The organism is Streptomyces sp. 71268, assembly GCF_029392895.1.
Lineage (GTDB): Bacteria > Actinomycetota > Actinomycetes > Streptomycetales > Streptomycetaceae > Streptomyces.
On record NZ_CP114200.1, the window covers coordinates 2,687,202 to 2,711,786 of the forward strand.

The window sequence follows — 24,585 nt, forward strand, 5'->3', positions numbered from 1 at the left end:
TGCCCAGCGGGGACGCCGGAGCCGCGGCCCGCGCCGCTGACGGCCGCGCCAGCGGTGTCCGGCAGTGGCCTGCAGCGCGGGCGGGTCCGTTACGCGTCCCGTGGCCCGATGCCGAGCGCCTCGGTGGCCGTGGGGTTGACGAGCAGCACGAGGGCTGCGAGGGCCGCCACACCGATAGCGATCCCGCCCGCGATCAGCGCGCCACCCGAGTTGATCAGCGTCCAGGCCACGGGCAACGCCATGATCTGCGTGATCATCGCCGGCCCCCGACTCCAGCGACGGCGCAGCCACAGCCCGCGCGCGGCCACCAGCGGCAGCGCGGCCAGCGCGAAGAAGACCACCGCGAGGATCTCCGCCTGCTTCGGGCTGTCCGGATCACCGGCCAGGCCCATCACCATCAGGTAGACCCCGTACGCGGCGAGCAGCGCGCCCTCGGCCGCGGTGATGACCGCGGCACCGGTGATCCGGGCCGGCCGCGGCCCGGACGGCGCCTGCGGGGCGTCCGAGGCCCCCCGCGCGCCCGAGGCGCCGGGCTCCCCGTCCCGCCCCGCCGCGCGCCCGCCCGCCGGGCCGCCGGCGCGGGCGGGTGTGACCGAAGACTCGTCCCGCGCGGCCGACTGGGGCGCGGCCTGGTCCGCGACGGCCTTCTTGGCCGGTCGCGTCTTCCTGGCCGCTGCCGCGGGCTTCTTGCCGCGCTGCGCGGGTCGGCGGTTCTGCTTGCTGCTCACCCCAGCAGGGTAGTGCGTCGGCGGCCTGCCACCACGGCCGCCGGGGGGCCGGCCAGCGCCGGCCCGTGGCCGTGCAACCACACCCAGGGGGTGGGGGCGGTATGAGCAGGTAGGTAGTCTGCATCGCATGCGCGCGCTTCTCGTGGTCAACCCGGCAGCAACCACCACCAGTGCCCGCACCCGTGATGTGCTGATCCACGCACTCGCCAGCGATCTCAAGCTGGAGGTCGCGAACACGGAGTACCGGGGGCACGCCCGCGATCTGGCCCGCCGGGCGGCCGAGAGCGGCACGTACGACGTGGTGGTGGCCCTCGGGGGCGACGGCACCGTCAACGAGGTGGTCAACGGGTTGCTGCACCACGGGCCCGCGCCGAGCGACCTGCCGCGGCTGGCGGTGGTCCCGGGCGGCTCCACCAACGTCTTCGCGCGGGCGCTGGGCCTGCCCAACCACGTCGTGGAGGCGACCGGCGCCCTGCTCGCCGCGCTCCGCGAGGGCAGCGAACGCACGGTGGGCCTCGGTCTCGCGGCCGGCACCCCCGGCTCCGCGGACGAGGCCGTGCCGGCGCGCTGGTTCACCTTCTGCGCGGGCTTCGGGTTCGACGCCGGGGTCATCGGCCGGGTCGAGCAGCAGCGCGAGCGCGGCAAGCGCTCGACCCACGCGCTGTACGTGCGGCAGGCGCTGCGGCAGTTCTTCGGCGAACCGCACCGCCGGCAGGGCACCATCACGATCGAACGGCCGGGTGAGGACCCGATCACCGACCTGGCGCTGTCGATAGTCTGCAACACCTCGCCGTGGACCTTCTTCGGCAACCGCCCGATCTACGCGTCGCCCAAGGCGTCCTTCGACACCGGCCTCGACGTGCTCGGACTGACCAAGCTGACGACCCCGGCGGTGACGCGCTACGCGACCCACCTACTGACGTCAACGCCCGAGCGCGGACCGCACGGCAAGCACGCGGTGTCACTGCACGACCTCGCCGACTTCACCTTGCAATCGCAGGCGCCGTTGCCCCTCCAGATGGACGGTGACCACCTGGGACTGCGTACGAGCGTGACGTTCACAGGCGTACGGCATGCACTGCGTGTGATTGTGTGAGTGGCAGGGCCAAAACTCCTTCCACTCGAACGTTTAGCCTGGCTTCCACCCTGTGGAAGTACGGCTGTGACTGAGGCGACACCGTGGATTCAAAAAAAACTTTCCGGAAGGGGTTGTATCCGCCGCCGAGGTTTGCGAGTCTCTTCATGGCGATCGGGACGGCCGCACCAGGCCCCCTTGAGAGCCCGAATCCCCCTCCTTATGACTTCAGGTCCGCACCGGGCAACTGGGCGGCGGCCCTTCCGTTGCGGGGGGATTCGTGAAAGCGTTCACATTCACAAGCAATGAACCCGCAATACGAGGAGATGGAGCAGCCATGGACTGGCGTCACAACGCCGTTTGCCGCGAGGAAGACCCCGAGCTGTTCTTCCCCATCGGCAACACCGGTCCTGCGCTGCTGCAGATCGAGGAAGCCAAGGCCGTCTGCCGTCGCTGCCCCGTCATGGAGCAGTGCCTGCAGTGGGCGCTGGAGTCCGGCCAGGACTCCGGCGTCTGGGGTGGCCTCAGCGAGGACGAGCGCCGCGCGATGAAGCGCCGCGCCGCTCGCAACCGGGCGCGCAACGCCAGCGCCTGACCCGCAGCCCCTCGGCCCCCGAGCCGCAGCGCGCAGTACCCCCGATGCTCTGCCAGGCTCCGCCCCCGGTCCCAGGACCGGGAGGTGCCAAGGGCGGTGCCCCCACAGCAACGTGAGCTTTGAGCCCCGGACCAGATGGGTCCGGGGCTCAGTGCTGTGCCCACCCGCCCCGATCGACCGGCTCCCCGCGCGCGTCCCCCGCCGCCCCTGCGGGCGCGCCAGGCCGCGCCAATCGTTGGGCGCGAGGCCGGGATTCCGTACACCGGAGCACGCGGCCGCCGCCGCACCGCTGACGTGATGTCCGGACAGCCGCGCCGCACAACGCCCCGCGCACGACCCGGAGGGCGTAGGCGTAGGCAACGGTCCGATATCGATCGACGACGCGCCCGCTCGCGAGCCCGGCCGCCGGCCGCCGCGCGGGCCCGCCGATCGGCCATCCGGGGCGCCGTGCGGCACCGCCGCCCATAACGAATGGGCGACTTTGCCTGACGTACCGTCAACTTCGCGTGTCGGTCTCGCTCCTGCGTACGTCCGTAGACCGGGCGAACATCGTTCGGCCGCACGTGCGACGCTCACGCCCGCGAACACCGTTGCCGAGGCGCGTCGCGGGCCGTTGCAGGCACCCATCGGGCTCGCGCGCACGGTTCGGCCTCCGGCGCCTCGGTGCCGGGCAGGCCGGGGGCGTGGGTTGCTAACCCCCGGATGCCGACCACCGAGGGCGTCAGCTCTTCTCCGCGCGCACCGGCAGGTCGAGGACGACCCGGGCGCCGCCGGTGGGGGCCGGGACCATGGTGAAGGTGCCGCCCAACTCCCCCTCCACCAGGGTCCGTACGATCTGCAGGCCGAGGTTCCCCGCCTCGCGCGGGTCGAAGCCCTCGGGCAGGCCGCGCCCATCGTCCTGCACGGTGACCAGCAACCGGCCTTCGGTCCTGGTGCCGCCGCGGACCGCGCCGACCTCGACCGTGCCCTGCTCACCTGGGCCAAAGCCATGCTCAAGTGCGTTCTGCAGCACCTCGGTGAGGACCATCGCGAGGGGCGTGGCCACCTCGGCGTCCAGGATGCCGAACCGTCCGGTGCGCCGGCCGGCGACGGTGCCGGGCGAGATTTCCGCGACCATGGCCAGCACCCGGTCGGCGATCTCGTCGAACTCGACGCGTTCGTCCAGGTTCTGCGACAGCGTCTCGTGCACGATCGCGATCGAACCCACCCTGCGCACGGCCTCGTTGAGCGCCTCGCGTCCCTGTTCCGAGTCCATCCGCCGGGCCTGGAGGCGCAGCAGGGCGGCCACGGTCTGCAGGTTGTTCTTCACCCGGTGGTGGATCTCGCGGATCGTGGCGTCCTTGGTGATCAGCTCCCGCTCCCTGCGGCGCAGTTCGGTGACGTCGCGCAGCAGCACGAGCGAGCCGATGTGGGAACCCTTGGGCTTGAGCGGAATGGCTCGCACCTGGATGACGCCCTCGTCACCCTCCACCTCGAACTCGCGCGGCGCCCAGCCGCTGGCCAGCTTGACCAGCGCCTCGTCCACCGGCCCACGGGCGGGGGCGAGTTCGGCGGTGGTACGGCCGAGGTGGTGCCCGACCAGGTCGGCGGCGAGGCCGAGCCGGTGGTAGGCGGAGAGGGCGTTGGGGCTCGCGTACTGCACGACGCCCTCCGCGTCGAGCCGGATCAGCCCGTCCCCCGCGCGCGGCGAGGCGTCCATGTCCACCTGCTGCCCGGGGAACGGGAAGGCCCCGGCGGCGATCATCTGGGCGAGGTCGGAGGCGCTCTGCAGGTACGTGAGCTCCAGCCGGCTCGGGGTCCGCACGGTGAGCAGGTTGGTGTTGCGGGCGATGACGCCGAGCACCCGGCCGTCGCGGCGGACCGGGATCGACTCCACCCGTACCGGCACCTCCTCGCGCCACTCCGGGTCCCCCTCGCGCACGATCCGTCCCTCGTCCAGCGCGGCGTCCAGCATCGGCCGGCGTCCGCGCGGGACGAGGTGTCCCACCATGTCGTCCTGGTACGAGGTCGGCCCGGTGTTGGGCCGCATCTGGGCAACCGAGACGTACCGCGTCCCGTCCCGGGTGGGCACCCACAGCACGAGGTCGGCGAAGGACAGGTCGGAGAGCAGCTGCCACTCCGAAACCAGCAGGTGGAGCCACTCAAGGTCGGAGTCGTCCAGAGCGGTGTGCTGGCGTACGAGATCGTTCATGGAGGGCACCCGGCGAGCCTACCCGGGCCCTCCCACGAGCCAGTCCGCGCACAGCCGTAGACAGCGGAGAATGGTCTAGTCCACAATGGCCGTACGCGACCTCCACTCTCCCGCACAGGAGAGTGGACCGAGGCTCACGGCGCTCTCTGCCCTGACCGCGCCGAAGCCTCAGGTCGGCCGAACCGGCCGATGCAACTCCGGGCTGCGGTGCCGGGCGGGTTGAGGGTCCCGCCCTGGCGCCGCGGCCCGCGGGTCTTTTCCGAGCCCACCGGCCTTCCCCGCGGGCGCGCCGACCCGCCACTCCACTCCCCTACGCGGCACCCGCGAGCACCGCGCCCAGCCCGCCCGTGCACGCCGGCGCTCAGCCGGGTATGTCACCCGTCTCCGCGGGCCAGGCCGCCATCGCCGTGTGGGCCACGATCTCCAGCGTCGCCCGGTCGACGCCGTCCCTGGCCTGCTGGGCCATGCCGTGGAGCACGACCGTGCAGTAGACGGCGAGGGCGTGCGCGTCGGTGTCGCTCGGCAGTACGCCCGCCTCTATGTCGGCGGCGATACGCCGCTCGACCGCCGCGATCCCCTTGTTCCGACGCTCGACCAGGCCTTGGGCGACTTCGTTGGACTGCGGGGTGCAGTTGGTCGCGGCGCTGATTAGCATGCACCCGCGCGGATACCCCGGCAGCGTCTGCCAGGCAGCGGCCTCGTGCAACATGCGCGCCACGGCGCGGCGCGCGGTCGGCTCCTCTTCCAGGGCACGGTCGATGAAGCTGCCGAACTCGCGCAGATAGGACTCGATGGCCTCCTCGAAGAGCGTCTTCTTGTCCCCGAAGGCCGCGTAGAGACTCGGCGCCTTCACGCCCATCGCCCGCGTCAGGTCGGCGATGGAGACCGCCTCGAAGCCGCGGTCCCAGAACTCTATGGTCGCGGCCCGCAGCGCCGCGTCCCGGTCGAAGGAGCGGGGCCTCCCCCGCCTCACCGTCCCCTCGGATCCCTCGTTCGTGGTAGCCATGACCCCATTCTATAGCGCCCACTAGATAATGTGCTACGGTCTTTATGTATCGACTCCTAAAGAAAGAGGGGGGCGTGACCATGGGCGCGCTCAAGGGCAAGACAGCGCTGGTCACCGGCGGCAGTCGGGGCATCGGGCGGGAGATCGCCGAGCGACTGGCGCGGGACGGCGCCAGAGTCGCGGTGCACTACGGGAGCAACGACGAGGCGGCCAAGGAGACGGTGACGGCCATCGAGGCGGCGGGCGGACAGGCGTTCGCGCTGCGGGCCGAGCTGGGCGTGCCGGGAGACGCGCAGGCCCTGTGGGCCGCCTTCGACGAGCAGGCGGACGGCCTCGACATCCTGGTGAACAACGCGGGGATCGTCGAGGCCGGCAAGCCGATCGCCGCCGTGACACCCGAAGCCTTCGACCACGTCTTCGCGGTCAACGCCAAGGCGCCGTTCTTCATCACCCAACTGGGTCTCCCGCGACTGCGGGACGGCGGGCGCATCGTCAACATCTCCACGGGGCTGACGCGCGGCGCCGCGACACCCGAGCTGATCTCCTACTCGATGACCAAGGGTGCCATCGACGTACTGACCCTGACCCTGGCCAAGGAGCTGGGCCCGCGCGGGATAACCGTGAACGCGGTGGCGCCGGGCGTGGTCGACACCGACATGAACGCGGCCTGGCTGCGCGGCGATGCCGAGACGTGGCAGGCCGTCGCCGCGGAGTCCCCGTTCAACCGCGTGGCCAAGGCCGACGACGTGGCCGACATCGTCGCCTTCCTCGCTTCCTCCGACAGCCGCTGGGTGACCGGCCAGTGGATCGACGCGACGGGAGGTGCGCTGCTGTAGCCCACGTGCGACGAGTCCTGGTGCGTTCGTCCCCCGTGGTCCGGTGTCGCCTTCGTGGGGAGGTGGCGTGCGGGTGGCCTGGTGGCGGGGCGGTGGTCCGCGGAGCCCACGGCGGGGGACGGCTTCGGGGGCCCGTGACCCAGGCGGGCGTACCGGGGGCGGGGTTGCTGCGGCAGGTGGGGGGGGGAGCCGGGGGGCGCGGGCCGGGGCTGGGGGACGAGCGGTGGCCGGAGGGCGGTGGTCGCCTCGCCGGAGGCTATGCCGGCGTGCTGGAGGACGGCCTGCGCGGGAGGCCGGGCTGCACGGGAGGTTACGTACACGGGGAGGCTGGCCTGCACGGGGAGGCTGGCTTGGCCAGGGGGTTGGCCGCGGTGAGCCTGCCGATGGCCCCGGGCTCGGGGGCGGGGCCGGGGGGCCGGGGGGGCCGGGGGCCGTCGAGGTGGCGGGGCGGCGAGGCGAGCCGTCGTGGCGGGGCGCCAAGGGGGGCCTGCCGTGGCGGGTTGCCAGGCTGGCCCGGCCCGACTAAGGCTGAGCCGGGCTGGGCGCAGGGGCGGGGAGGGTGGGCGAGGGGGAGGTTGTTGGGGGAGGGCCCCCACCCTCACCCAACAACCTCCCCCAACTCCCCCAGCCCCGCCCCCACCTCCACCAACACCCCAGCCAACGCCCCGCCGCAGCAACGCCTCCACCCCACCAACACCCCAGCCAACGCCCCGCCAACGCAACGCCCCAGCGCGCTACCGCCCCGTGATGACCTCGGCGGCGGCGCGGCCGCAGACGCGGGCGGCGCCGTGGGTGGCGATGTGCAGGGCGCCGACGGGGGCGGCCTGGGGGACGCCCATCTCGACCACGATCGTGTCGGGTCGCGCGGCGACCAGGGCGGCGAGAGCCTCGGTCATCCAGGTGTGGCGGTGGACGTCGCGTACGACCGCGACGATGGGGCGCTCCCCCGCGTTCGCGCACACCCGCGCGATGGTCTCGGGTACGCCGTGCTCGGTGACCCGCGCGTTGTTGAGGGCCTCGGTCTCGGTGCCGGGGAGCAGGCGGGCCAGTTCGGCCGCGACGCCCCACGGGGTGTCGTCGCCGACCGCGATGCTCGCCATCGGCGTGAAGGCGGCGACGTAGGCCGGCCGTGTGAGGGGGGCGGTGGCGCGCGGGCCGGCGGTCACGCGTACCGCGCGACGGGCGGCGTCGAGCCCCCCCTCGGGGGCGGCGGCCACGGACCGGGGCGGGCCCCCGGCCGATCCCGCGCCCCGGGCGTCCAGGCGGGCCCAGTCGGCCAGGGCACGGACCCGAGCCGCCGCGTCGGCGAGCCGCTCCTCCTTCAGCTCGCCGGCGCGGACGGCCTGGACGAGGGCGTCGCGCAGGCGTCGCACGGTTTCCTCGTCGGCCAGCCCACCGCCGACGCAGATGGCGTCCACTCCGGCGGCGAGGGCCAGTACGGTGCCGCGTTCCACACCGTACGCGGCGGAGATGGCCTTCATCTCGATGGCGTCGCTGATGATCAGCCCGTCGAAGCCGAAGCCGCCGTCGGCCACGGGGCGGCGCAGCAGTCCGTGCAGCGCCTCCGGGCTGAGGGTGGCGGGCCGGTTCGGGTCCAGCGCGGGCACCAGGATGTGGGCGCTCATGACGGCCTTGGTGCCGGCGGCCACGGCGGCCCGGAAGGGCACCAGGTCGCGGTCGGCCAGGACGTTCAGGTCGGCGTCGATGCGCGGCAGGTCGTGGTGGGAGTCCACGGCGGTGTCGCCGTGCCCGGGGAAGTGCTTGACGCTGGTGGCCACGCCGGCCGCCTGCATGCCTTCGACGTAGGCGGCGGTGTGCCGGGCCACCAGCTTCGGGTCGGCGCCGAAGGAGCGGACGCCGATGACCGGGTTGTCGGGGTTGGCGTTGACGTCGGCGGACGGCGCCCAGTCGAGGTTGACGCCGACCTCGGCGAGGCGGCGGCCGATCTCCCGGGCGACGGCGCGGGTGAGGTCGGGGTCGTCCACGGCGCCGAGGGCCAGGTTGCCGGGGAACGAGGAACCCTCGTTGACCTCAAGGCGGGTGACATCGCCACCCTCCTCGTCGATGGCCACCAGGAGGTCTCCGCGTTCCGCCCGCAGTTGTCCGGTGAGCGCGGCGACCTGTTCGGGCCGCTCGATGTTGCGGCCGAACAGGGCGACGGAGGCGAGCCCCTCGTCGATCCTGCGGAGCAGCCAGTCGGGGGCGGTGGTGGTGCCCCGGAAGCCCGGCTGGAGGACGGCGAGGGCGTCTCGGCTCAGGGAGTCGGTGCGGGCGGAGGCGGAGGTGGTGCTCATCGTGCGGTGTGTCCCTTGCGGTTAAGGCGCGTTGTCCCGTTATCCCTTGACGGCACCGGAGGTCAGGCCGCCGACGGCCCGGCGCTGCAGGAAGAGGAAGAGGATCAGGATCGGGAGGGCGAACAGGGAGGCGGCGGCCATGGTGGCGCCCCAGTCGTTGCCGAAGTTGCTCTGGAAGCTGTAGAGCCACACGGGCAGCGTCTGGGCCTGGTCCTGCTTGTTGAGGATCAGCACCATCGGGAACTCGTTCCAGGCGGTGATGAAGCCGAAGAGGGAGGTGGCCATCAGCCCGGGGGCGAGCAGCGGGAAGATCACCTTGCGGAACGCCTGGACGCGGGAGCAGCCGTCGACCATGGCGGACTCCTCCAGTTCCTTGGGCACCGCCGCGATGTAGTTCCGCAGCGTGAGGATGGTCAGGGGTAGCACCATGACCGTGTAGAAGAGGGTGAGGGGGACCAGGCTGTTGAGCATGTCAGCATCGCGCACCAGCATGTAGATCGCGATGACCATGACCTCCCAGGGGGCCATCTGGGCGATCATGAAGACCAGGATGACGCCCCGGCGGCCCTTGAACCGCATGCGGGCGATGGCGAACGAGGCGCCGAGCGCGACCAGCAGCGACAGGCCCACGGCCAGCAGCGTGACGGTGAGGGAGTTACGGACCAGCGTCCAGAAGTTGTCCGCGTTGACCGCTGTCTCGAAGTGTTCGAACGTCAACGAGGACGGGAACCAGACCGGGTCCTCGCTGAGGATGTCGCCGGTGGGCTTCAGGGCCGTGTTGAACATCCAGTACACGGGGAAGACGAACCCGATGAACAGGACGATCGCCGTCGCGTTGGGCCAGATGCGGCCGAGGAGTGAACGCTTCACAGCTCGTCCCTCTCTTGCTTCAAGACAATGCGGAGGTAGTACGACGTGAGGCCCAGCAGCACCAGGATGGTGAGCAGCGAGATGGCGGCGCCCATGCCGTAGTGCTGGTTTCCGACGCCCTCGACGAAGGCGTAGACCGGGAGGGTCTCGGTGAGCCGGTCGGGTCCGCCCTCGCTGAGCGCGAAGATCTGGGGCAGTGCCTTGAAGACCCAGATGACCTCAAGGAAGGTCGTGGCGAAGAGGAACGGCTTGATGAAGGGGAAGGTGACCGTGGTGAAGCTCTTCCAGGCGCCGGCGCCGTCGAGGGACGCGGCCTCGTAGAGCTCGTTCGGGATGGTGGTGGTCGCGGCGTACAGGCTCAGGGCCACGAAGGGCACGGACTGCCAGACGATCAGCAGGGTGATGACGAAGAAGGCGGAGAACTGGGAGCCGATCCAGTTGTAGTCGGCCATCGAGTGCCAGCCCAGCTTGTCCAGGACCCAGTTCACGACGCCGAAGCGCTGGGCGAACAGCCACTGGTACACGGTGGTGGCGGCGATGATGGGCATGGCCCACGCGAGCACCAGGCCGATCTGGAGCGTCAGCCGCATCTTCTTGCCGAGCCGGGCGAGCAGCAGGCCGACGAGGGTGCTGATCCCCATGATCAGGATGACGTTGACGCCGGTGAAGACGATCGAGCGACCGACGACGCGCCAGAACTCTTCGCTCTTGAGGGTCTCTTCGTAGTTGTCGAACCCGGTCCACTCGGTGAGCCGGCGGATCAACTGACGTCGGTTGACGTTCTGCAGGGACAGCGTGGCGTTCTTGACCATCGGCCAGCCGAGGAACACCAGGGTCGCGGCTAGCGCGGGGAGAAGCAGCACGTACGGCAGGAGATTGCCGCTGATCCCCTTCCGTTTCGCGTGTGGCCCGCCCTTGGGCGGTCCTCCGCTCTTGCGGACGGCAGTTCCCGGTGCCGTCTTCGCACGTTCGGTCTGCACAGACATGCTCGTCTTCTCTTCCTGGGCCGGACGTAGTCGGTGCGCTGCCGGGGGTGGCGTATCCCAACCCCCGGCAGCGTGCGCGTGTGAGCCTGCGGCTAGAGGTCCTGGCTCAGTCGCTTGTTGAGCTCGCCCTCGACCGACTTGGCGGCTTCCTCATGCGACTTGCCGTTGAGAACGGCGGTCATGTACGTCTTGATCGGGTTCGGGGTGTTCTCGACCGCGGCCCACTCGGGGATCAGCGGGGTGGTGCCACCCACGGTCGCCGGCGCCATGGCCTCGGCGGCCTTGTTGCCCTTGAGCTGGCTCTGCAGCGACTCCTTGTTCGGGATCACGCCGCCTTCCTTGGCGAGCTGGCCCTCGAACTTGTCGGAAAGCGCGATCTTCAGGAATTCCTTCGCGAGTTCCTGCTTGTCGCTGCCCTCGGCCACGGCCAGGTTGGAACCACCGAGGAAGACGCCCTCGGGCTTGTCCGCCGTCTCACCCGGGACGGTGAAGTAGCCGATGTCCTTTTCAATCTTCGGGTTGGCCTTGATGGCGGTGGCCGCTTCCCAGCCCATGCCGATGAAGGCGCCGGTCTTACCCTTGGCGAAGACCTCGGCCTGCTGCGGAGTGGCCTCGTCCTTGTCCTTGGGGGCCTGGCTGAAGGCGGCGTACTGCTTGTAGATGTCCATGGCCTTGCCGACCTTGGGGTCGGAAAGGTTGGAGACGTACTTGTCGCCGTCCTTCTTTACCAGCTCGGCGCCGGTGCCAATGGTGAGGCCGTCGAAGAAGTACCAGTTCTGGCCGGGCATGTAGATGGGCTCGGCGTCGGTCTTCTTGTCGATGGTGTCGAGCGCCTTGAAGAACTCGGTACGAGTCTTCGGCAGTTCCTTGATGCCGGCTTCGTCCCAGATCTTCTTGTTGTAGAGGACGACGCGGCTGACCGCGAACCACGGGGCCGCGTACTGCTTGCCGTCGAAGACGGAGGACGCGTTGATGTTCTCCGTCCAGTCGGCGCCGATCTCCTTCTTGAGGTCGGACAGGTCGGCCAGGCCCTCGGTCTGCGCGTAGGCAGGCGTCTGGGTGTTGCCGAGCTCGATGACGTCCGGCGGATTCGACTCAGAGAGTGCCGTGGTTATCTTCTGCTGAATTCCGTTCCACTGCTGAACTTCAAACTTCAGCTTGGCTCCGGTCTTCTTTTCGAAGGCAGCCGTTACGTCTTTGGTCCACCCGTCAGGCGTGGAACCGTCCATGGCCCAGACGGTCAGGGTTTCGCCCTTCCAGCCGTCCGCGCCGGAGCCTTTCTTGTCGTCGCTGTCAGACCCACAGGCCGCGACGCTCACCAACATGGCCGCGACACCCGTCGCCGCTATGAGCCCACGCTTCACAGCACTCTCCTCAAAGAACCGGAATTGGTCTTTAATGGTTTAGACCAGTTCCCGCAGCTTGGCCTAGACCTTTAGGGGTGTCAAGGGTGTATAAGAGTCGCTGTCAGGTCCGTTATCGGACCGACACCTGGGGCCCGCCAGCACGTTGATGAGGGTGCCCCGGGGCCCACCCATGCCACGATGTGAGCCGCGCTGCGTTGTCCGGGGAGACCCCCCGTACCTCCAGCCGAAGTAACGGAGGAGCCGGTGACGGCAACAGGATCGGAGTCGGGGCGTCACGCCATGGGGAGCGACGGGGGCACCGCCCAGAGCGCCGGCGGCGCGCTGGGCAACGGGAACGGGGCGGCTGCGAGCGGCACGCGCACCGCGCGCGTCCCCAAGTATTACCGACTCAAGCGCCACTTGCTGGAAATGACCGAAACCATGCCGCCGGGCACGCCGGTCCCTCCCGAGCGCACCCTGGCCGCCGAGTTCGACACCTCCCGTACGACGGTGCGCCAGGCGTTGCAGGAGCTGGTCGTCGAGGGGCGGCTTGAGCGCATCCAGGGCAAGGGCACCTTCGTCGCCAAGCCCAAGGTCTCCCAGGCGCTGCAACTGACCTCCTACACCGAGGACATGAAGGCCCAGGGACTGGAACCCACGTCCCAACTTCTGGACATCGGCTACGTCACGGCCGACGACCGGCTCGCCGGGCTGCTCGACATCACCGCCGGTGGCCGGGTGCTGCGCATCGAGCGGCTGCGACTGGCCAGCGGTGAGCCGATGGCCATCGAGACAACGCACCTGTCCGCCAAGCGCTTCCCGGCCCTGCGCCGCAGCCTGGTCAAGTACGCGTCGCTGTACACGGCGCTGGCCGAGGTCTACGACGTCCGCCTGGCCGAGGCCGAGGAGACCATCGAGACCTCGCTGGCCACCCCGCGCGAGGCGGGGCTGCTCGGCACGGACGTCGGGCTGCCGATGCTGATGCTCTCCCGGCACTCGCTGGACGCCAACGGCGAGCCGGTGGAGTGGGTGCGCTCGGTCTACCGCGGCGACCGGTACAAGTTCGTCGCCCGTCTGCGCCGTCCCGCGGACTGACCCGCCCCGCCGTGGCCCGCCCGCCGGGCCGGGCGCCGTGAGCGGGGCGGGCGCCCCACGCCGGGGCGCCCGCCGGATGCCCGGCCGCCGGCCCGCCCCGCGCCCCCCGCCTACGCGGCGGGCGCCGCGTGCGGTTCCAGGGCCCACACCCGCTCGGTGCGCAGCGGCCCCGTCCGGTGCAGGAACAGGCCGTGGCCGAGCGCGCCGAGCGGGGCGAGCTGCGAGCCGTAGCACTGCACCGCCAGGCGCTTGGTGGCCCACTCGGCGTCGTCGAGGCGCACCTCCCAGCGCGGGGTCAGCCGGAAGCGCTCCGCCAGGCTCCGGTAGGAGTCCCCGCGCTCGGGGTCGGCGGCGAGCGCCTGCTCGGCCCCGTCGGTGTTCCAGCCCGGGGTGTGCCCGGTGTAGGGCAGGTCGGCGTAGATCAGCGGCGGCGGCGCGCCCTGCGTGACGCGGGTCAGCAGTACCTGTTCGCGCACCAGGGCGTGGTGGTCCTGGCGGGTGCCCATCGGGGCGAGCACCTCGGTTTCGGCGGGCAGTTGGCGCAACCACTGGTCGAGGTGGCCGAGCTGGTCGGGGTTGCCGTACGGGCCGTCGGGGTGCGGCAGCGCGATCTGGGCCACCCCGAGCAGGCCGAGGGCCTGGGCGTCCTCGACCAGCCGGGCCGCGTGGGCCTCGTGTGGCGTGGTGAAGCCGCACATCTCGTCCCATTCGGAGACGGCGGCCCCGGGGTCCGGCGCCCCGCCGTAGGCGGTGACGACGGCGACCGGGCCGCGCAGCCTGGGGAGCACGGCCGCCAGCGACAGCACGGCGTCGTCGAAGTGTGGCGAGATGACGACGGTCCCCCACGGTGGCGTGCCGGGTTCGGGGGTGGTGGGCGTCGCTGCGGACGGGGGCGTCTCGGACATGGGCGTGCGGTCCTTTCTCAAGGGGAGCGGGCGGTGGCGTTGGCGGGCTGGGCCGCGCCGCGGCGCTGGACACCGTGATACGGCACGGGCGGTGACGGTGGAGCGGCGGGTCCACTTTGTGGACCGGTGCGGGCCTGGTTGGTACGGGCGTCCTGGCCGCTGATCAGGGGGTCAGCGGTGGAGGGTGGGGCGCCGGAGCTGGCAAAACCTTGGTCAAACGCGGTCCGGTCGCCCCGCGCGGATTCCGGCCGCGCTGGCGGCTGGTAAGCCGGCGCGGCTGGCACGCGTGACCCAGGCGGGGCAAGGCCGCGTGGCCGTGGCCGCCGCTTTTCGGCCAGGTCTCGCGCGGCCTGTGGGGGTGGCCGGCGCGGGGCGTCGGGTGCGGGAACGCGGGGTGCCGGCCCGGGAGTCGAGGCCGGCGGAGGCTTCCCTTCGCCTGGTCACCCGCGCGAGGATTTCCGCCTGCCGCCCGGCGTGGGCGGAGCCGAGGGGCGGCCCACCGAGCGGCTCACCGGCCGGACCGACGAACGGAGCGGACGGATCGGCGGGTTCCAGATGACGCGCGGACCGGGCCCGCGCCGCCAGAACTGGTACGCGCGTGACGTGTGAGGCCGAAGGGAAGGATGACCCGGTGTTGGCGAGGGCGAGGGGCGTCTCCGCGTTCCTGTTGTGGACTCGATGGACGCCACGCGGCACGCCCTCGGCCCGCAGTACCACCACGATGTCGAGCACGTTCAGGTCCCATCGCAGGCGTGGGGAAGCGGAGTTGAACCAGATGAAGGCGATCGTACGAGCCCTCGGGCAATTGGTCCAGACCACACCAGATGAGGAGTCAGCCGGGCGCATCGCGCCCGCGCGGTCCCATCTTCGGCCCCTGACCTGGGATGTCGCGGCGAGCTGTGGCGCTGTGGCGCCGGCTCGGAACGACGGCGGGTGTGCCCGGTGAGCACTCCCACCGCACGGAACATCTCCCCGCGCACCGTCCTGGTCTGGACCGCCGTCGCCCTCGTCGGCGCCCTCGGCTGGGCCATGCTCGCCCTCTCCCGGGGCGAGGAGGTCTCCGCCGCCTGGATGGTGGCGGCGGCCCTGGGCTCGTACGCCATCGCCTACCGCTTCTACTCGCGCTTCATCGTCACCAGGGTGCTGCGCGCCGACAAGACGCGGGCCACTCCGGCCGAGCGGCGCAACGACGGCGTCGACTTCCACCCGACCGACCGCCGCGTGCTGCTCGGCCACCACTTCGCGGCCATCGCGGGCGCGGGCCCGCTGGTCGGCCCGGTGTTGGCCGCGCAGATGGGCTATCTGCCGGGCACCATATGGATCGTCGTCGGCGTGATCTTCGCGGGCGCCGTGCAGGACATGGTGACGCTCTTCTTCTCCACCCGGCGAGACGGCAAGTCGCTCGGCCAGATGGCGCGCGAGGAGATCGGCCCGATCGGTGGCGCCGCGGCGCTGCTCTCGGTGTTCATCATCATGATCATCCTGCTGGCGGTGCTGGCGCTGATCGTCGTCAACGCGCTGGCCGAGTCCCCCTGGGGCACCTTCTCCATCGCGATGACCATCCCGATCGCGCTCGGCATGGGCTTCTACCTGCGCGTGCTGCGCCCCGGTCGGGTCACCGAGGTCTCGCTCATCGGCCTGGTCCTGCTGCTGCTGTCCATCGTGGGCGGCAACTGGGTGGCCGAGTCCTCCTGGGCCGACACCTTCACGCTGGACCACAGCACGCTGGTGCTGTGGATGGTGGCGTACGGGTTCATCGCCTCCGTGCTGCCGGTGTGGATGCTGCTGGCGCCGCGCGACTACCTGTCGACCTTCATGAAGATCGGCACCATCGGGCTGCTGGCCGTCGGCGTCATCTTCACACTGCCCACCCTCAAGATGGACGCCGTCACCGACTTCGCGGGCCGCGGCGACGGGCCGGTCTTCGCCGGGTCGCTGTTCCCCTTCGTGTTCATCACCATCGCCTGCGGCGCCCTCTCCGGCTTCCACGCGCTCATCGCCTCCGGCACCACGCCGAAGATGATCGAGAAGGAGACCCAGGTACGGATGATCGGCTACGGCGCCATGCTGATGGAGTCGTTCGTGGCCGTCATGGCCATGGTGGCCGCATCCATCATCGACCCGGGACTGTTCTTCGCGATGAACGCGCCGGCGGGCGTGGTCGGGGACACCGTCCAGTCCGCGTCGGAGGCGGTCGCCGGGCTCGGCTACTCCATCTCGCCCGAACAACTCGCCGCCGCGGCCAAGGCCGTGGAGGAGAGTTCGCTGCTCTCACGTACCGGCGGCGCTCCCACGCTGGCCGTGGGCGTGTCGGAGATCTTCTCCGACGTGATCGGCGGCGACAGCATGCGGGCGTTCTGGTACCACTTCGCGATCATGTTTGAGGCGTTGTTCATCCTCACCGCCCTGGACGCGGGCACCCGCGTCGGCCGGTTCATGCTCCAGGACATGCTGGGCAACGTCTACAAGCCGTTCCGGGACGTGAGCTGGAAGCCCGGTATCTGGATCTGCAGCGCGGTCGTGGTCGCCCTGTGGGGGTACTTCCTGTGGGTCGGCGTGCACGACCCGCTGGGCGGCGTCAACCAGCTCTTCCCGATCTTCGGCATCGCCAACCAGTTGCTGGCCGCCGTCGCGCTCGCGGTGTGCACCACGCTCCTGGTGAAGTCCGGGCGGCTCAAGTGGGCCTGGGTGACGGCGGTCCCGCTGGTCTGGGACGTGGTGGTGACACTGACCGCGAGTTGGCAGAAGATCTTCTCGGACGATCCGCGGGTGGGCTTCTTCAGCCAGCGCGAGCGCTACCAGGACGCCATCGACGCGGACAAGGTGCTCCCACCCGCGAAGAACATGGACGAGATGCACACGGTCGTCACCAACTCGACCGTGGACGGGGTGCTCTCCGCGCTGCTCGCCGTCCTCGTGATCGTCGTCATCGCGGACGCGGCCCGCACCTGCGTCCGGGCCATCCGCGACCCGGAGTCCGCCCGGCTCCACGAGGCGCCGTACGTCGAGTCGCGGATCGTGGCGCCGGCCGGGCTCGTGGCCACCCCCGAGGAGAAGCGGGAGCTGGCCGAGGCGGCCGCGGCGAGCGGCCGGCCCGAGCGCGCCCCCCAGGGCGGCCCCTCCGCCTGACCACCACCCGCGCGGCGGGCGAAGCCGACGCCACCCCGGCGCCCGGCCCGCCGCGCGGGCACCGATCACACCACGGGCCCGCCCACCCCGCGGGCACCACCCGCCAGCGTCCGCACCGACGAGGAGCCGATCGCGATGACCAACACCGCCGCGCGCCGGGCCGCGCACTGGGGCCGCCGAGTGCGCTGGTACGTACGCGAGTTCACCGGCGAGGGGACGTACGACCGGTACGTCGCGCACACCCGCCGGCAGCACCCCGACACCGAGCCGGCCAGTCGCGCCGAGTTCGAACGGCAACGGATGGACGAGCGCGAGGCGGACCCCCGCAACGGCTTCCGCTGCTGCTGACGCCGCCCCGCCCACGCGCCAGACGCCCGCCGACCGGCCGACCCCGCGCCCCGCGCCCCGCGCGCCACGGACTCACGCGTGGCGCGCGGGGCGCCGCCGTGCCTCCCCCCGCGCCCGCTGCGCTCCACCACGCGCCCGGCGCACGCCCACCGCGCGCCATGAACGGCGTCGGCGTCCGCTTCGGCTCCGGCTCCGGCTCCGGCTCCGGCTCCGGCGGTGAAGGCTGCCGACCGCTGCCGATCGGTCCCATCCCCACCGCCGTCGCGCGCCGCGCGGGCCGCATCCCATTCCCCCCTCTTCGGCCACTGATGTCCGCGCGACGATGACCGGCGCGCGTCGCGCACCGCTCCGCGCCGAGTGGGCCGCCAACACGCCGGAGACTGTGGCAAGCCACCAATCGAGGGGTCGGCGGCCAACCCGTTCGAGCCCTTCATGACGGGCCCGACGGGCACTCAGACCCCTGGATCGGTTAGCACATCCGTACGGGATTCACCGCGCCGCGACACAAGATGTGGGGGCACACGCCATCGCCGACACAAGATGTATGCTCGTGCTCGCTGTCGCCGCAGGGGAATCCGGTGCGAATCCGGAACTGTCCCGCAACGGTGTACGTGTGCCGTTTTGCGCGCCGTGAGTCCGAGGACCTGCCGACAGCGCGCCCATGGCCGGACACGCTTGCCGGCCCCGGGCGTCGCATACGTCCGGGCCCCGTGGGTTGGGCCGGTGGACGCCGCGTGGCATGCCCGACCACAGGTCGTGGCCCGCCCGTGCGCGCCTTCCGTTCCTCCCGCGCGGCCCCCTGCCGAGCGAGGGAGAGCCACCCGTGACCATCGCGCCAGCGGACCCCGTTTCACGCGAGTCCGTCTCAGAGTCAGCGGTCGAAGGAGCCGGCACCGCGCTGTTGCGCGTACTGACCGACCTCACCGCCGACCTGCCCGCCACCGACCCCGGGAAGGTCGCCGCCGCCGCGCTGCGCGGGCGCCATCCGGGTTCGGACGAGGCGGAGTTGCGGTCGCTCGCGACCGAGGCGGCGGCCGGTCTGATCGCCGAGGAGCCGCAGTACTCGCGGCTCGCCGCGCGGCTGCTGACCCGGGCCATCGCGGAGGAGGCCGCCGGGCAGGGCGCGGTGTCCTTCTCCGCCTCGGTCGCCGTCGGCCATCGCGAGGGGCTGATCGCGGACGAGACGGCGGACTTCGTCCGCGCCCACGCCGCGGCCCTGGACGCGCTGGTGGAGGAGACCAACGCGGCGCGGGCCGGGCACGGGATTGGCCAGGCCGACGACCGCTTCGGCTACTTCGGCCTGCGTACCCTGCACAGCCGCTACCTGCTGCGGCACCCGATCACCCGGCAGGTCGTCGAGACCCCGCAGCACTTCCTGCTGCGGGTGGCCTGCGGCCTGGCCGAGGAGGGCTCCGCGCGGGCGCTGGCCGACGTCAGCGAGCTGTACCGGCTCACCAGCTCGCTGGCGTACCTGCCCAGCTCCCCCACGCTCTTCAACTCCGGCACCCGGCACCCGCAGATGTCCTCCTGCTACCTGCTGGACTCGCCGCTGGACGAGCTGGACTCGATCTACGACCGGTACCACCAGGTCGCGCGCCTGTCGAAGCACGCGGGCGGCATCGGCCTGTCGTACTCGCGCATCCGCTCCCGGGGTTCGCTGATCCGCGGCACCAACGGGCACTCCAACGGCATCGTGCCGTTCCTGCGCACGCTCGACGCCTCGGTCGCCGCCGTCAACCAGGGCGGTCGGCGCAAGGGCGCGGCCTGCGTCTACCTGGAGACCTGGCACGCGGACATCGAGGAGTTCCTCGAACTGCGGGACAACACCGGCGAGGAGGCGCGGCGCACGCACAATCTCAACCTCGCGCACTGGATCCCGGACGAGTTCATGCGCCGGGTCGAGGCCGACGAGGACTGGTCGCTGTTCTCCCCCGCCGACGCGCCGGACCTGGTGGACCTGTGGGGCGAGGAGTTCGACGCCGCCTACCGCGCCGCCGAGGCCGCGGGCAAGGCCAGCAAGACGGTGCCCGCCCGGACGCTGTACGCGCGGATGATGCGTACCCTCGCGCAGACCGGCAACGGCTGGATGACGTTCAAGGACGCCGCCAACCGCACCGCCAACCAGACCGCCGAGCCCGGCGCGGTGATCCACTCGTCCAACCTGTGCACCGAGATCCTTGAGGTCACGAGCGACGGCGAGACCGCGGTCTGCAACCTCGGCTCGGTCAACCTCGCCGCCCACCTGCGCACGGACGTGGACCCGGCCCAGGTCGCCGACCCGATGGACGCGGTGGACTGGGAGCGCCTGGACCAGACGGTGCGCACCGCGGTCACCTTCCTGGACCGCGTGGTGGACATCAACTTCTACCCGACCGAGCAGGCCGGCGCCTCCAACTCCCGCTGGCGCCCGGTGGGCCTGGGCGTGATGGGCCTGCAGGACGTCTTCTTCCGGCTGCGGCTGCCCTTCGACTCGCCGCGGGCCAGGGAGCTGTCCACGCGGCTCGCCGAGCGGATCATGCTCGCGGCGTACGAGGCCTCCGCCGACCTCGCCGAGCGCCCCCGGGCCGGTTCCGACGCGCAGGCCCCCGTCGGCCCGCACCCGGCCTGGGCCGCCACCCGCACCGCGCGCGGCGTGCTGCACCCGGACCACTACCCGAGCGCCACCGCGCACTGGCCCGAGCGGTGGGACGCGCTGCGCGCGCGGATCGCCAGGACCGGCATGCGCAACTCGCTGCTGCTGGCCATCGCGCCGACCGCGACGATCGCCTCCATCGCGGGCGTGTACGAGTGCATCGAGCCGCAGGTCTCCAACCTCTTCAAGCGCGAGACGCTCAGCGGCGAGTTCCTCCAGGTCAACGCCTACCTGGTGGAGGACCTGAAGAAGCTCGGCGTGTGGGACGCGCAGTCCCGCGACGCGCTGCGCGAGGCCAACGGGTCGGTCCAGGACTTCGGCTGGGTCCCGCGGGAGGTGCGCGACCTGTACCGCACCGCCTGGGAGGTCCCGCAGCGCGCCCTGATCGACATGGCCGCCGACCGCACCCCGTACCTGGACCAGAGCCAGTCGCTCAACCTCTTCATGGCCCAGCCCACCATCGGCAAGCTCAGCTCGATGTACGCGTACGCCTGGAAGCGCGGCATCAAGACCACGTACTACCTGCGCTCGCGCCCGGCCACCCGGATCGCGCACTCGGCGCGCGGCGTGGACGCGGCGGCCAGCGCCCCCGTGCCCACCCAGCAGACGCCCGCCGAGGCCGACGCGATCGCCTGCTCTCTCGAAAACCCCGAATCCTGCGAGGCATGCCAGTGACCAGCCCGGCCACCACCGACACCACCAACGCCGCCAGCGAGGCGGTAAAGGCGGCGAAGAACCTGCTCGACCCGGGCTTCGAGCTGACCCTGCGGCCGATGCGCTACCCGGAGTTCTACGACCGCTACCGCGACGCGATCAAGAACACCTGGACCGTCGAGGAGGTCGACCTCCACTCCGACGTCGCCGACCTGGCCAAGCTCTCGCCGGGCGAGCAGCACATGATCGGCCGCCTGGTCGCGTTCTTCGCCACGGGCGACTCCATCGTGGCCAACAACCTCGTGCTGACGCTGTACAAGCACATCAACTCGCCCGAGGCCAGGCTGTACCTGTCGCGGCAGTTGTTCGAGGAGGCCGTGCACGTCCAGTTCTACCTGACGCTGCTCGACACCTACCTGCCCGACCCGGACGACCGTGCCGCGGCGTTCGACGCCGTGGAGAACATTCCCTCCATCCGCGAGAAGGCGCATTTCTGCTTCAAGTGGATCGACGAGGTGGAGAAGCTCGACCGGTTGGAGTCCAAGGCCGACCGGCGCCGCTTCCTACTCAACCTGATCTGCTTCGCCGCCTGCATCGAGGGCCTGTTCTTCTACGGGGCGTTCGCCTACGTGTACTGGTTCCGCTCCCGCGGCCTGCTGCACGGCCTGGCGACCGGCACCAACTGGGTCTTCCGCGACGAGTCCATGCACATGGAGTTCGCGTTCTCGGTCGTGGACACGGTCCGCGCGGAGGAGCCCGACCTCTTCGACGAGGAGATGGGCCGGCAGGTCACGGCGATGCTGGAGGAGGCCGTGGAGGCCGAGTTGCAGTTCGCGCGCGACCTGTGCGGCGAGGGGCTGCCCGGCATGAACACCGAGTCGATGCGCGCCTACCTGGAGTGCGTCGCCGACCAGCGGCTGCTCCGCCTTGGCCTGCCGGTCCGGTACGGCACGGAGAACCCCTTCTCCTTCATGGAGTTGCAGAACGTCCAGGAGCTGACGAACTTCTTCGAACGACGGGCCTCGGCCTACCAGGTCGCCGTGGAGGGCTCGGTCTCCTTCGACGACGAGTTCTAGGCACGGCTCGCGACACGGCTCCCGGCGCCGGCGCCGGACTCGTCTGACGCGGCGCGGGGCGCGCACCTTCGGGGCGCGCCCCGCGTCGCGTCACGTTGCTGCCAGGCACCGTCCTGCCAGGGTGGGACGGGGTGATCGGGCCCGTGGGGACGTGACGCCTCGCTAGCGTTTGGCCCATGCATGGTTCCCAATCTCCCGGCCAGCCCCCTGTCCCGGGCTCCAACCCTGACCCCGGTGCGCACCCGGCCGCGCCGTACGGCTACCCGCTGCCCCAGTTCCCGCCGGGGCCTGGCGTCCCGGCCGCGGCGCATCAGATGCCGGGCGTCGTACGGACCGCCCAGGTGCTGCTGTTCGTGGGGGCCGGGTTCTTCCTGTTCATCGCCGTCATGACGGGCCTCGCCGACGGCTCCCGGTCGGCGGGCCAGGTGACCGGGACCGGGTTGTTCTGGTTCGTCGGGGCGGGCTGCGCCTTCCGGTTCGGCACGGGGAAGCACGCGACGCGGGTCACCGCGATCGTCGTCGCCTCGATCGCCATCGCCACCGGCCTCGGCTCCATGCGGGAGCACCCCACCGGCCCGACGGCGCTCCTCGCGATCGTCGTCGTGGTCCTGCTGTCCCAGCGCGCCACCGGCGACTGGTTCCGCCGCCCACGCTGACCGCAGCCGGTACGGCCAACCCCCCGCGCCACCCGCCAGTTTGGCCAACCTCCTCGCGGCGACCCGGCCCGGTACGCCGACGGGCCGCCGCCCACCGGCGTACCGGTCGACGGCGGCCCGTGGCCGTGCCGTTACGGGGTGAATCAGGCGTTGGGCACCGTCTCGTAGCGCGGCGTGCCCTCTTCCATCTGGCGCAAGGCGTCCTTGCGGTCCCGCTTGGAGAGCCGGTCGATGTACAGGTAGCCGTACAGGTGGTCCGTCTCGTGCTGGAGGCAGCGCGCGAAGTAGCCCGTGCCCCGCACCTTGATCGGCTTGCCCTGGGCGTCCTGGCCGCGCACCTCGGCGTAGTCCGGGCGGGCGAGCGAGGCGTACGCGGTGGGCACCGAGAGGCAGCCCTCGTTGGAGTCGTCCAGGTTGCGGCGCTCGGCGGGCAGCTCGACCAGGACCGGGTTGCAGACGACGCCGACGTGGCGTACGCCCTCGTCGTCCATGCAGTCGTAGACGAAGACCTTGCGGTCCACGCCGATCTGGTTGGCGGCCAGGCCGACGCCCTCGGCCGCCCGCTGGCTGGCGAACATGTCGTCGATCAGCGCGGCCAGCTCGTCGTCGAAGGCCGTGACGTCCTGGCACTCCTTGTGCAGCACCGGGTTGCCCACCACGGTGATCGGGCGGGCCGTGCCGCGCTCGCGGTGCGCCTGCTCCCGCTCCGCGCAGTCCTGGGTGTCGATGACGAACCCGTCCTCCGCCTCCGGCAGTGAGGACCCCTCGTTCACCTGCTGGTCGGTCTCTTGCTGCGCCATGGTCCGCCGTAAGCCTTCCTGGAATCCCTGCTTCGTCGCCCTACAGGGTACGGGCATCGCCGGGCCCCCGGCCCGCGCTCGCCCGACCCGGGTCACGCCCGGGCCCCGGGCGGCCGTGCGCCGCCCGGCCTCAGCAGACCTCTTCCAGGTCCCGCCATTCGCGGGTGTCCGGGCTGTCCGCGACCCAGCCGTCGAGCAGGCCGCGCACCAGGCCGGCCGGGGCCGCGATGCCGCACTCGCGCTCGGGGACCCACAGCGATCCGGAGCCGGCCGTGCGGTGCCCGAGCGGGCCCGGGTGGCCCGGTTCGCTGTGGTCGTGCGGGTCCAGGTGCTCGCCGTCGCCCTCGTCGCTGGGCATCCGGCTCTCGGAGCAGGAGCGGCACAGCAGCCGCACCGACGACGACCAGTCCTCCGCCGCGAAGCCGGCGTCCGCCGCCAGCCGCTCCAGGGCGTCCCGGTCGGCCTCGCGGGCCGCCTCGATCAGCACGACCCAGGTCGGGACGGGCGAGGGCGCCCACAGCTCGATCTCGTCGAAGACCGGGTAGGACGGGCCGGCGGCGGTGGTGCGCTCCCCGTGCGGGACCCCGTCGTGCAGCACGACCTCGCCCCAGCGCCGGCCCGAGGAGGGCAGCGGGATGCTCAGCACCTCGATCCGGGCCGGGTCCAGGCGGCGGCCCCAGACGACCTCGGCCTCGCCCTCGGGCGAGAGCCGCACCGCCGCGCTGCCCAGGTCCATGTCCACCGGGGCGCTGCCGGGACCCGAGGTGGCCGCCTGGTCACCGCGCGTCTTCAGGCCGTACGCCTGCCAGGCCCGGCGGGCCAGCGGCCAGTCCTGGAGCGCGGTGGCCGCGATGCCCACGTTCCACCAGTCGGGGGCCCCGGAGTCCCGATCGAGGAGCGCGACGGCGCGCAGCCCGGCGGCGCGCGCCTGTTCCCAGTCGTGCCGGAACTTGTGCAGCAGGGCCAGGTTGAACCAGGACTCGGAGAGCCAGGGCTCCAGGTCGACGGCGCGCGTCAGCAGCGCGCCCGCGTCCTCGTACCGGCCGTCGCCGATGAGCGTGAACGCGCGGTCGGTGGCCTGCCGCCAGGAGGCGGATGGCCGGCGCCGCACCTTGCCGAAGATCCTCACGATTCCCGCCTGCCGATTGCTGCGTCGTTCCGCGCCGGTGCCCTTACGGGCGGCGTCGCCCTCCCTGACGACAACCTGCCACATCTTCACGGACATCTCAGCCCGGCCCCTGCGATTGCGTCGGAGCAGCGTGTGCGCTACTGCTCTCCTTGCCGCTGGCCTGGGCCGCGACACCCCCTGCTCCGCATCCAACCATGCCCATTCTGGGCCCCGCTCATTACCCACGGGTTGTGA

General features: G+C 71.5%; 19 protein-coding genes and 1 riboswitch. Of the genes, 9 read left to right on the plus strand and 10 right to left on the minus strand.

The features are described 5' to 3' along the window. Positions 1-89 precede the first annotated feature (89 nt). Positions 90-464, minus strand: a complete 375-nt coding sequence (locus tag OYE22_RS09790; protein ID WP_277324069.1) for a hypothetical protein — start codon at positions 462-464, stop codon at positions 90-92. 391 nt (positions 465-855) lie between these two features. Here OYE22_RS09790 and OYE22_RS09795 point away from each other — a divergent pair, with 391 nt between their 5' ends. Further along, the gene (locus OYE22_RS09795; RefSeq protein ID WP_277320044.1) at positions 856-1,824 is read left to right on the plus strand and encodes a diacylglycerol kinase family protein; all 969 of its coding nucleotides are present in this window, start codon (positions 856-858) and stop codon (positions 1,822-1,824) included. Positions 1,825-2,140: 316 nt separating this feature from the next. Further along, a complete protein-coding gene (locus OYE22_RS09800; RefSeq protein ID WP_003953983.1) occupies positions 2,141-2,398 on the plus strand; it encodes a WhiB family transcriptional regulator in 258 nt (85 codons plus the stop codon). Positions 2,399-3,119: 721 nt separating this feature from the next. On the opposite strand, the gene OYE22_RS09805 is transcribed toward OYE22_RS09800, so the two are convergent. Together OYE22_RS09805 and OYE22_RS09810 are read right to left on the minus strand one after the other, a co-directional pair. Continuing rightward, positions 3,120-4,589: a PAS domain-containing sensor histidine kinase gene (locus OYE22_RS09805; protein WP_277320045.1), complete on the minus strand. Its 1,470-nt coding sequence runs from the start codon at positions 4,587-4,589 to the stop codon at positions 3,120-3,122. 361 nt (positions 4,590-4,950) lie between these two features. Continuing rightward, entirely contained in the window at positions 4,951-5,595 is a 645-nt protein-coding gene (locus tag OYE22_RS09810; protein WP_277320046.1) for a TetR/AcrR family transcriptional regulator, read from the minus strand. Positions 5,596-5,675: 80 nt separating this feature from the next. Between OYE22_RS09810 and OYE22_RS09815 the strand changes: the two genes are divergently transcribed. Then, positions 5,676-6,431, plus strand: coding sequence for an SDR family oxidoreductase (locus OYE22_RS09815; RefSeq protein ID WP_277324070.1), 756 nt, complete (start codon positions 5,676-5,678; stop codon positions 6,429-6,431). Between the two features lie 734 nt (positions 6,432-7,165). Here the strand turns inward: OYE22_RS09815 and OYE22_RS09820 are convergent. From OYE22_RS09820 to OYE22_RS09835, 4 genes are all read right to left on the minus strand, one after another. Further along, a complete protein-coding gene (locus tag OYE22_RS09820) occupies positions 7,166-8,725 on the minus strand; it encodes a glycoside hydrolase family 3 protein (RefSeq protein WP_277320047.1) in 1,560 nt (519 codons plus the stop codon). A gap of 39 nt (positions 8,726-8,764) precedes the next feature. Continuing rightward, positions 8,765-9,595 (minus strand): carbohydrate ABC transporter permease, encoded by an 831-nt coding sequence (locus OYE22_RS09825; protein ID WP_277320048.1) that lies wholly within the window; start codon positions 9,593-9,595, stop codon positions 8,765-8,767. Further along, the gene (locus tag OYE22_RS09830; protein ID WP_277320049.1) at positions 9,592-10,581 is read right to left on the minus strand and encodes a sugar ABC transporter permease; all 990 of its coding nucleotides are present in this window, start codon (positions 10,579-10,581) and stop codon (positions 9,592-9,594) included. Before OYE22_RS09830 ends, OYE22_RS09825 begins: the two co-directional genes overlap by 4 nt. Before the next feature lie 92 nt (positions 10,582-10,673). Next, complete coding sequence (locus OYE22_RS09835) at positions 10,674-11,945, minus strand: extracellular solute-binding protein (protein WP_277320050.1); 1,272 nt, start codon at positions 11,943-11,945, stop codon at positions 10,674-10,676. A 282-nt stretch (positions 11,946-12,227) separates the two neighbouring features. Here OYE22_RS09835 and OYE22_RS09840 point away from each other — a divergent pair, with 282 nt between their 5' ends. After that, positions 12,228-13,022: a GntR family transcriptional regulator gene (locus OYE22_RS09840; RefSeq protein ID WP_277320051.1), complete on the plus strand. Its 795-nt coding sequence runs from the start codon at positions 12,228-12,230 to the stop codon at positions 13,020-13,022. 110 nt (positions 13,023-13,132) lie between these two features. Here OYE22_RS09840 and OYE22_RS09845 read toward each other — a convergent pair whose 3' ends face one another. Further along, the gene (locus tag OYE22_RS09845) at positions 13,133-13,927 is read right to left on the minus strand and encodes a PIG-L family deacetylase (RefSeq protein ID WP_277320052.1); all 795 of its coding nucleotides are present in this window, start codon (positions 13,925-13,927) and stop codon (positions 13,133-13,135) included. A 942-nt stretch (positions 13,928-14,869) separates the two neighbouring features. On the opposite strand from OYE22_RS09845, the gene OYE22_RS09850 reads away from it, so the two are divergent. The 5 genes from OYE22_RS09850 (at position 14,870) to OYE22_RS09870 (ending at position 22,422) form a co-directional block, all read left to right on the plus strand. Then, complete coding sequence (locus OYE22_RS09850; RefSeq protein ID WP_277320053.1) at positions 14,870-17,056, plus strand: carbon starvation CstA family protein; 2,187 nt, start codon at positions 14,870-14,872, stop codon at positions 17,054-17,056. A 135-nt stretch (positions 17,057-17,191) separates the two neighbouring features. After that, positions 17,192-17,404: a YbdD/YjiX family protein gene (locus OYE22_RS09855; RefSeq protein WP_277320054.1), complete on the plus strand. Its 213-nt coding sequence runs from the start codon at positions 17,192-17,194 to the stop codon at positions 17,402-17,404. A gap of 527 nt (positions 17,405-17,931) precedes the next feature. Further along, a riboswitch (cobalamin riboswitch) is annotated at positions 17,932-18,071 on the plus strand. Between the two features lie 156 nt (positions 18,072-18,227). Further along, the gene (locus OYE22_RS09860; RefSeq protein ID WP_277320055.1) at positions 18,228-20,711 is read left to right on the plus strand and encodes a ribonucleoside-diphosphate reductase subunit alpha; all 2,484 of its coding nucleotides are present in this window, start codon (positions 18,228-18,230) and stop codon (positions 20,709-20,711) included. A gap of 98 nt (positions 20,712-20,809) precedes the next feature. After that, positions 20,810-21,766 carry a ribonucleotide-diphosphate reductase subunit beta gene (locus OYE22_RS09865; protein ID WP_277324071.1) on the plus strand — a complete coding sequence of 319 codons (957 nt, stop codon included), beginning with the start codon at positions 20,810-20,812 and terminating at the stop codon, positions 21,764-21,766. Between the two features lie 176 nt (positions 21,767-21,942). Beyond that, positions 21,943-22,422 (plus strand): hypothetical protein, encoded by a 480-nt coding sequence (locus tag OYE22_RS09870; protein ID WP_277320056.1) that lies wholly within the window; start codon positions 21,943-21,945, stop codon positions 22,420-22,422. A 143-nt stretch (positions 22,423-22,565) separates the two neighbouring features. Here the strand turns inward: OYE22_RS09870 and def are convergent, their stop codons facing one another. Together def and OYE22_RS09880 are read right to left on the minus strand one after the other, a co-directional pair. Further along, positions 22,566-23,222 carry a peptide deformylase gene (gene def, locus OYE22_RS09875; RefSeq protein WP_277320057.1) on the minus strand — a complete coding sequence of 219 codons (657 nt, stop codon included), beginning with the start codon at positions 23,220-23,222 and terminating at the stop codon, positions 22,566-22,568. A 130-nt stretch (positions 23,223-23,352) separates the two neighbouring features. Continuing rightward, positions 23,353-24,351, minus strand: a complete 999-nt coding sequence (locus OYE22_RS09880) for a hypothetical protein (protein ID WP_176163993.1) — start codon at positions 24,349-24,351, stop codon at positions 23,353-23,355. Positions 24,352-24,585 lie beyond the last annotated feature (234 nt).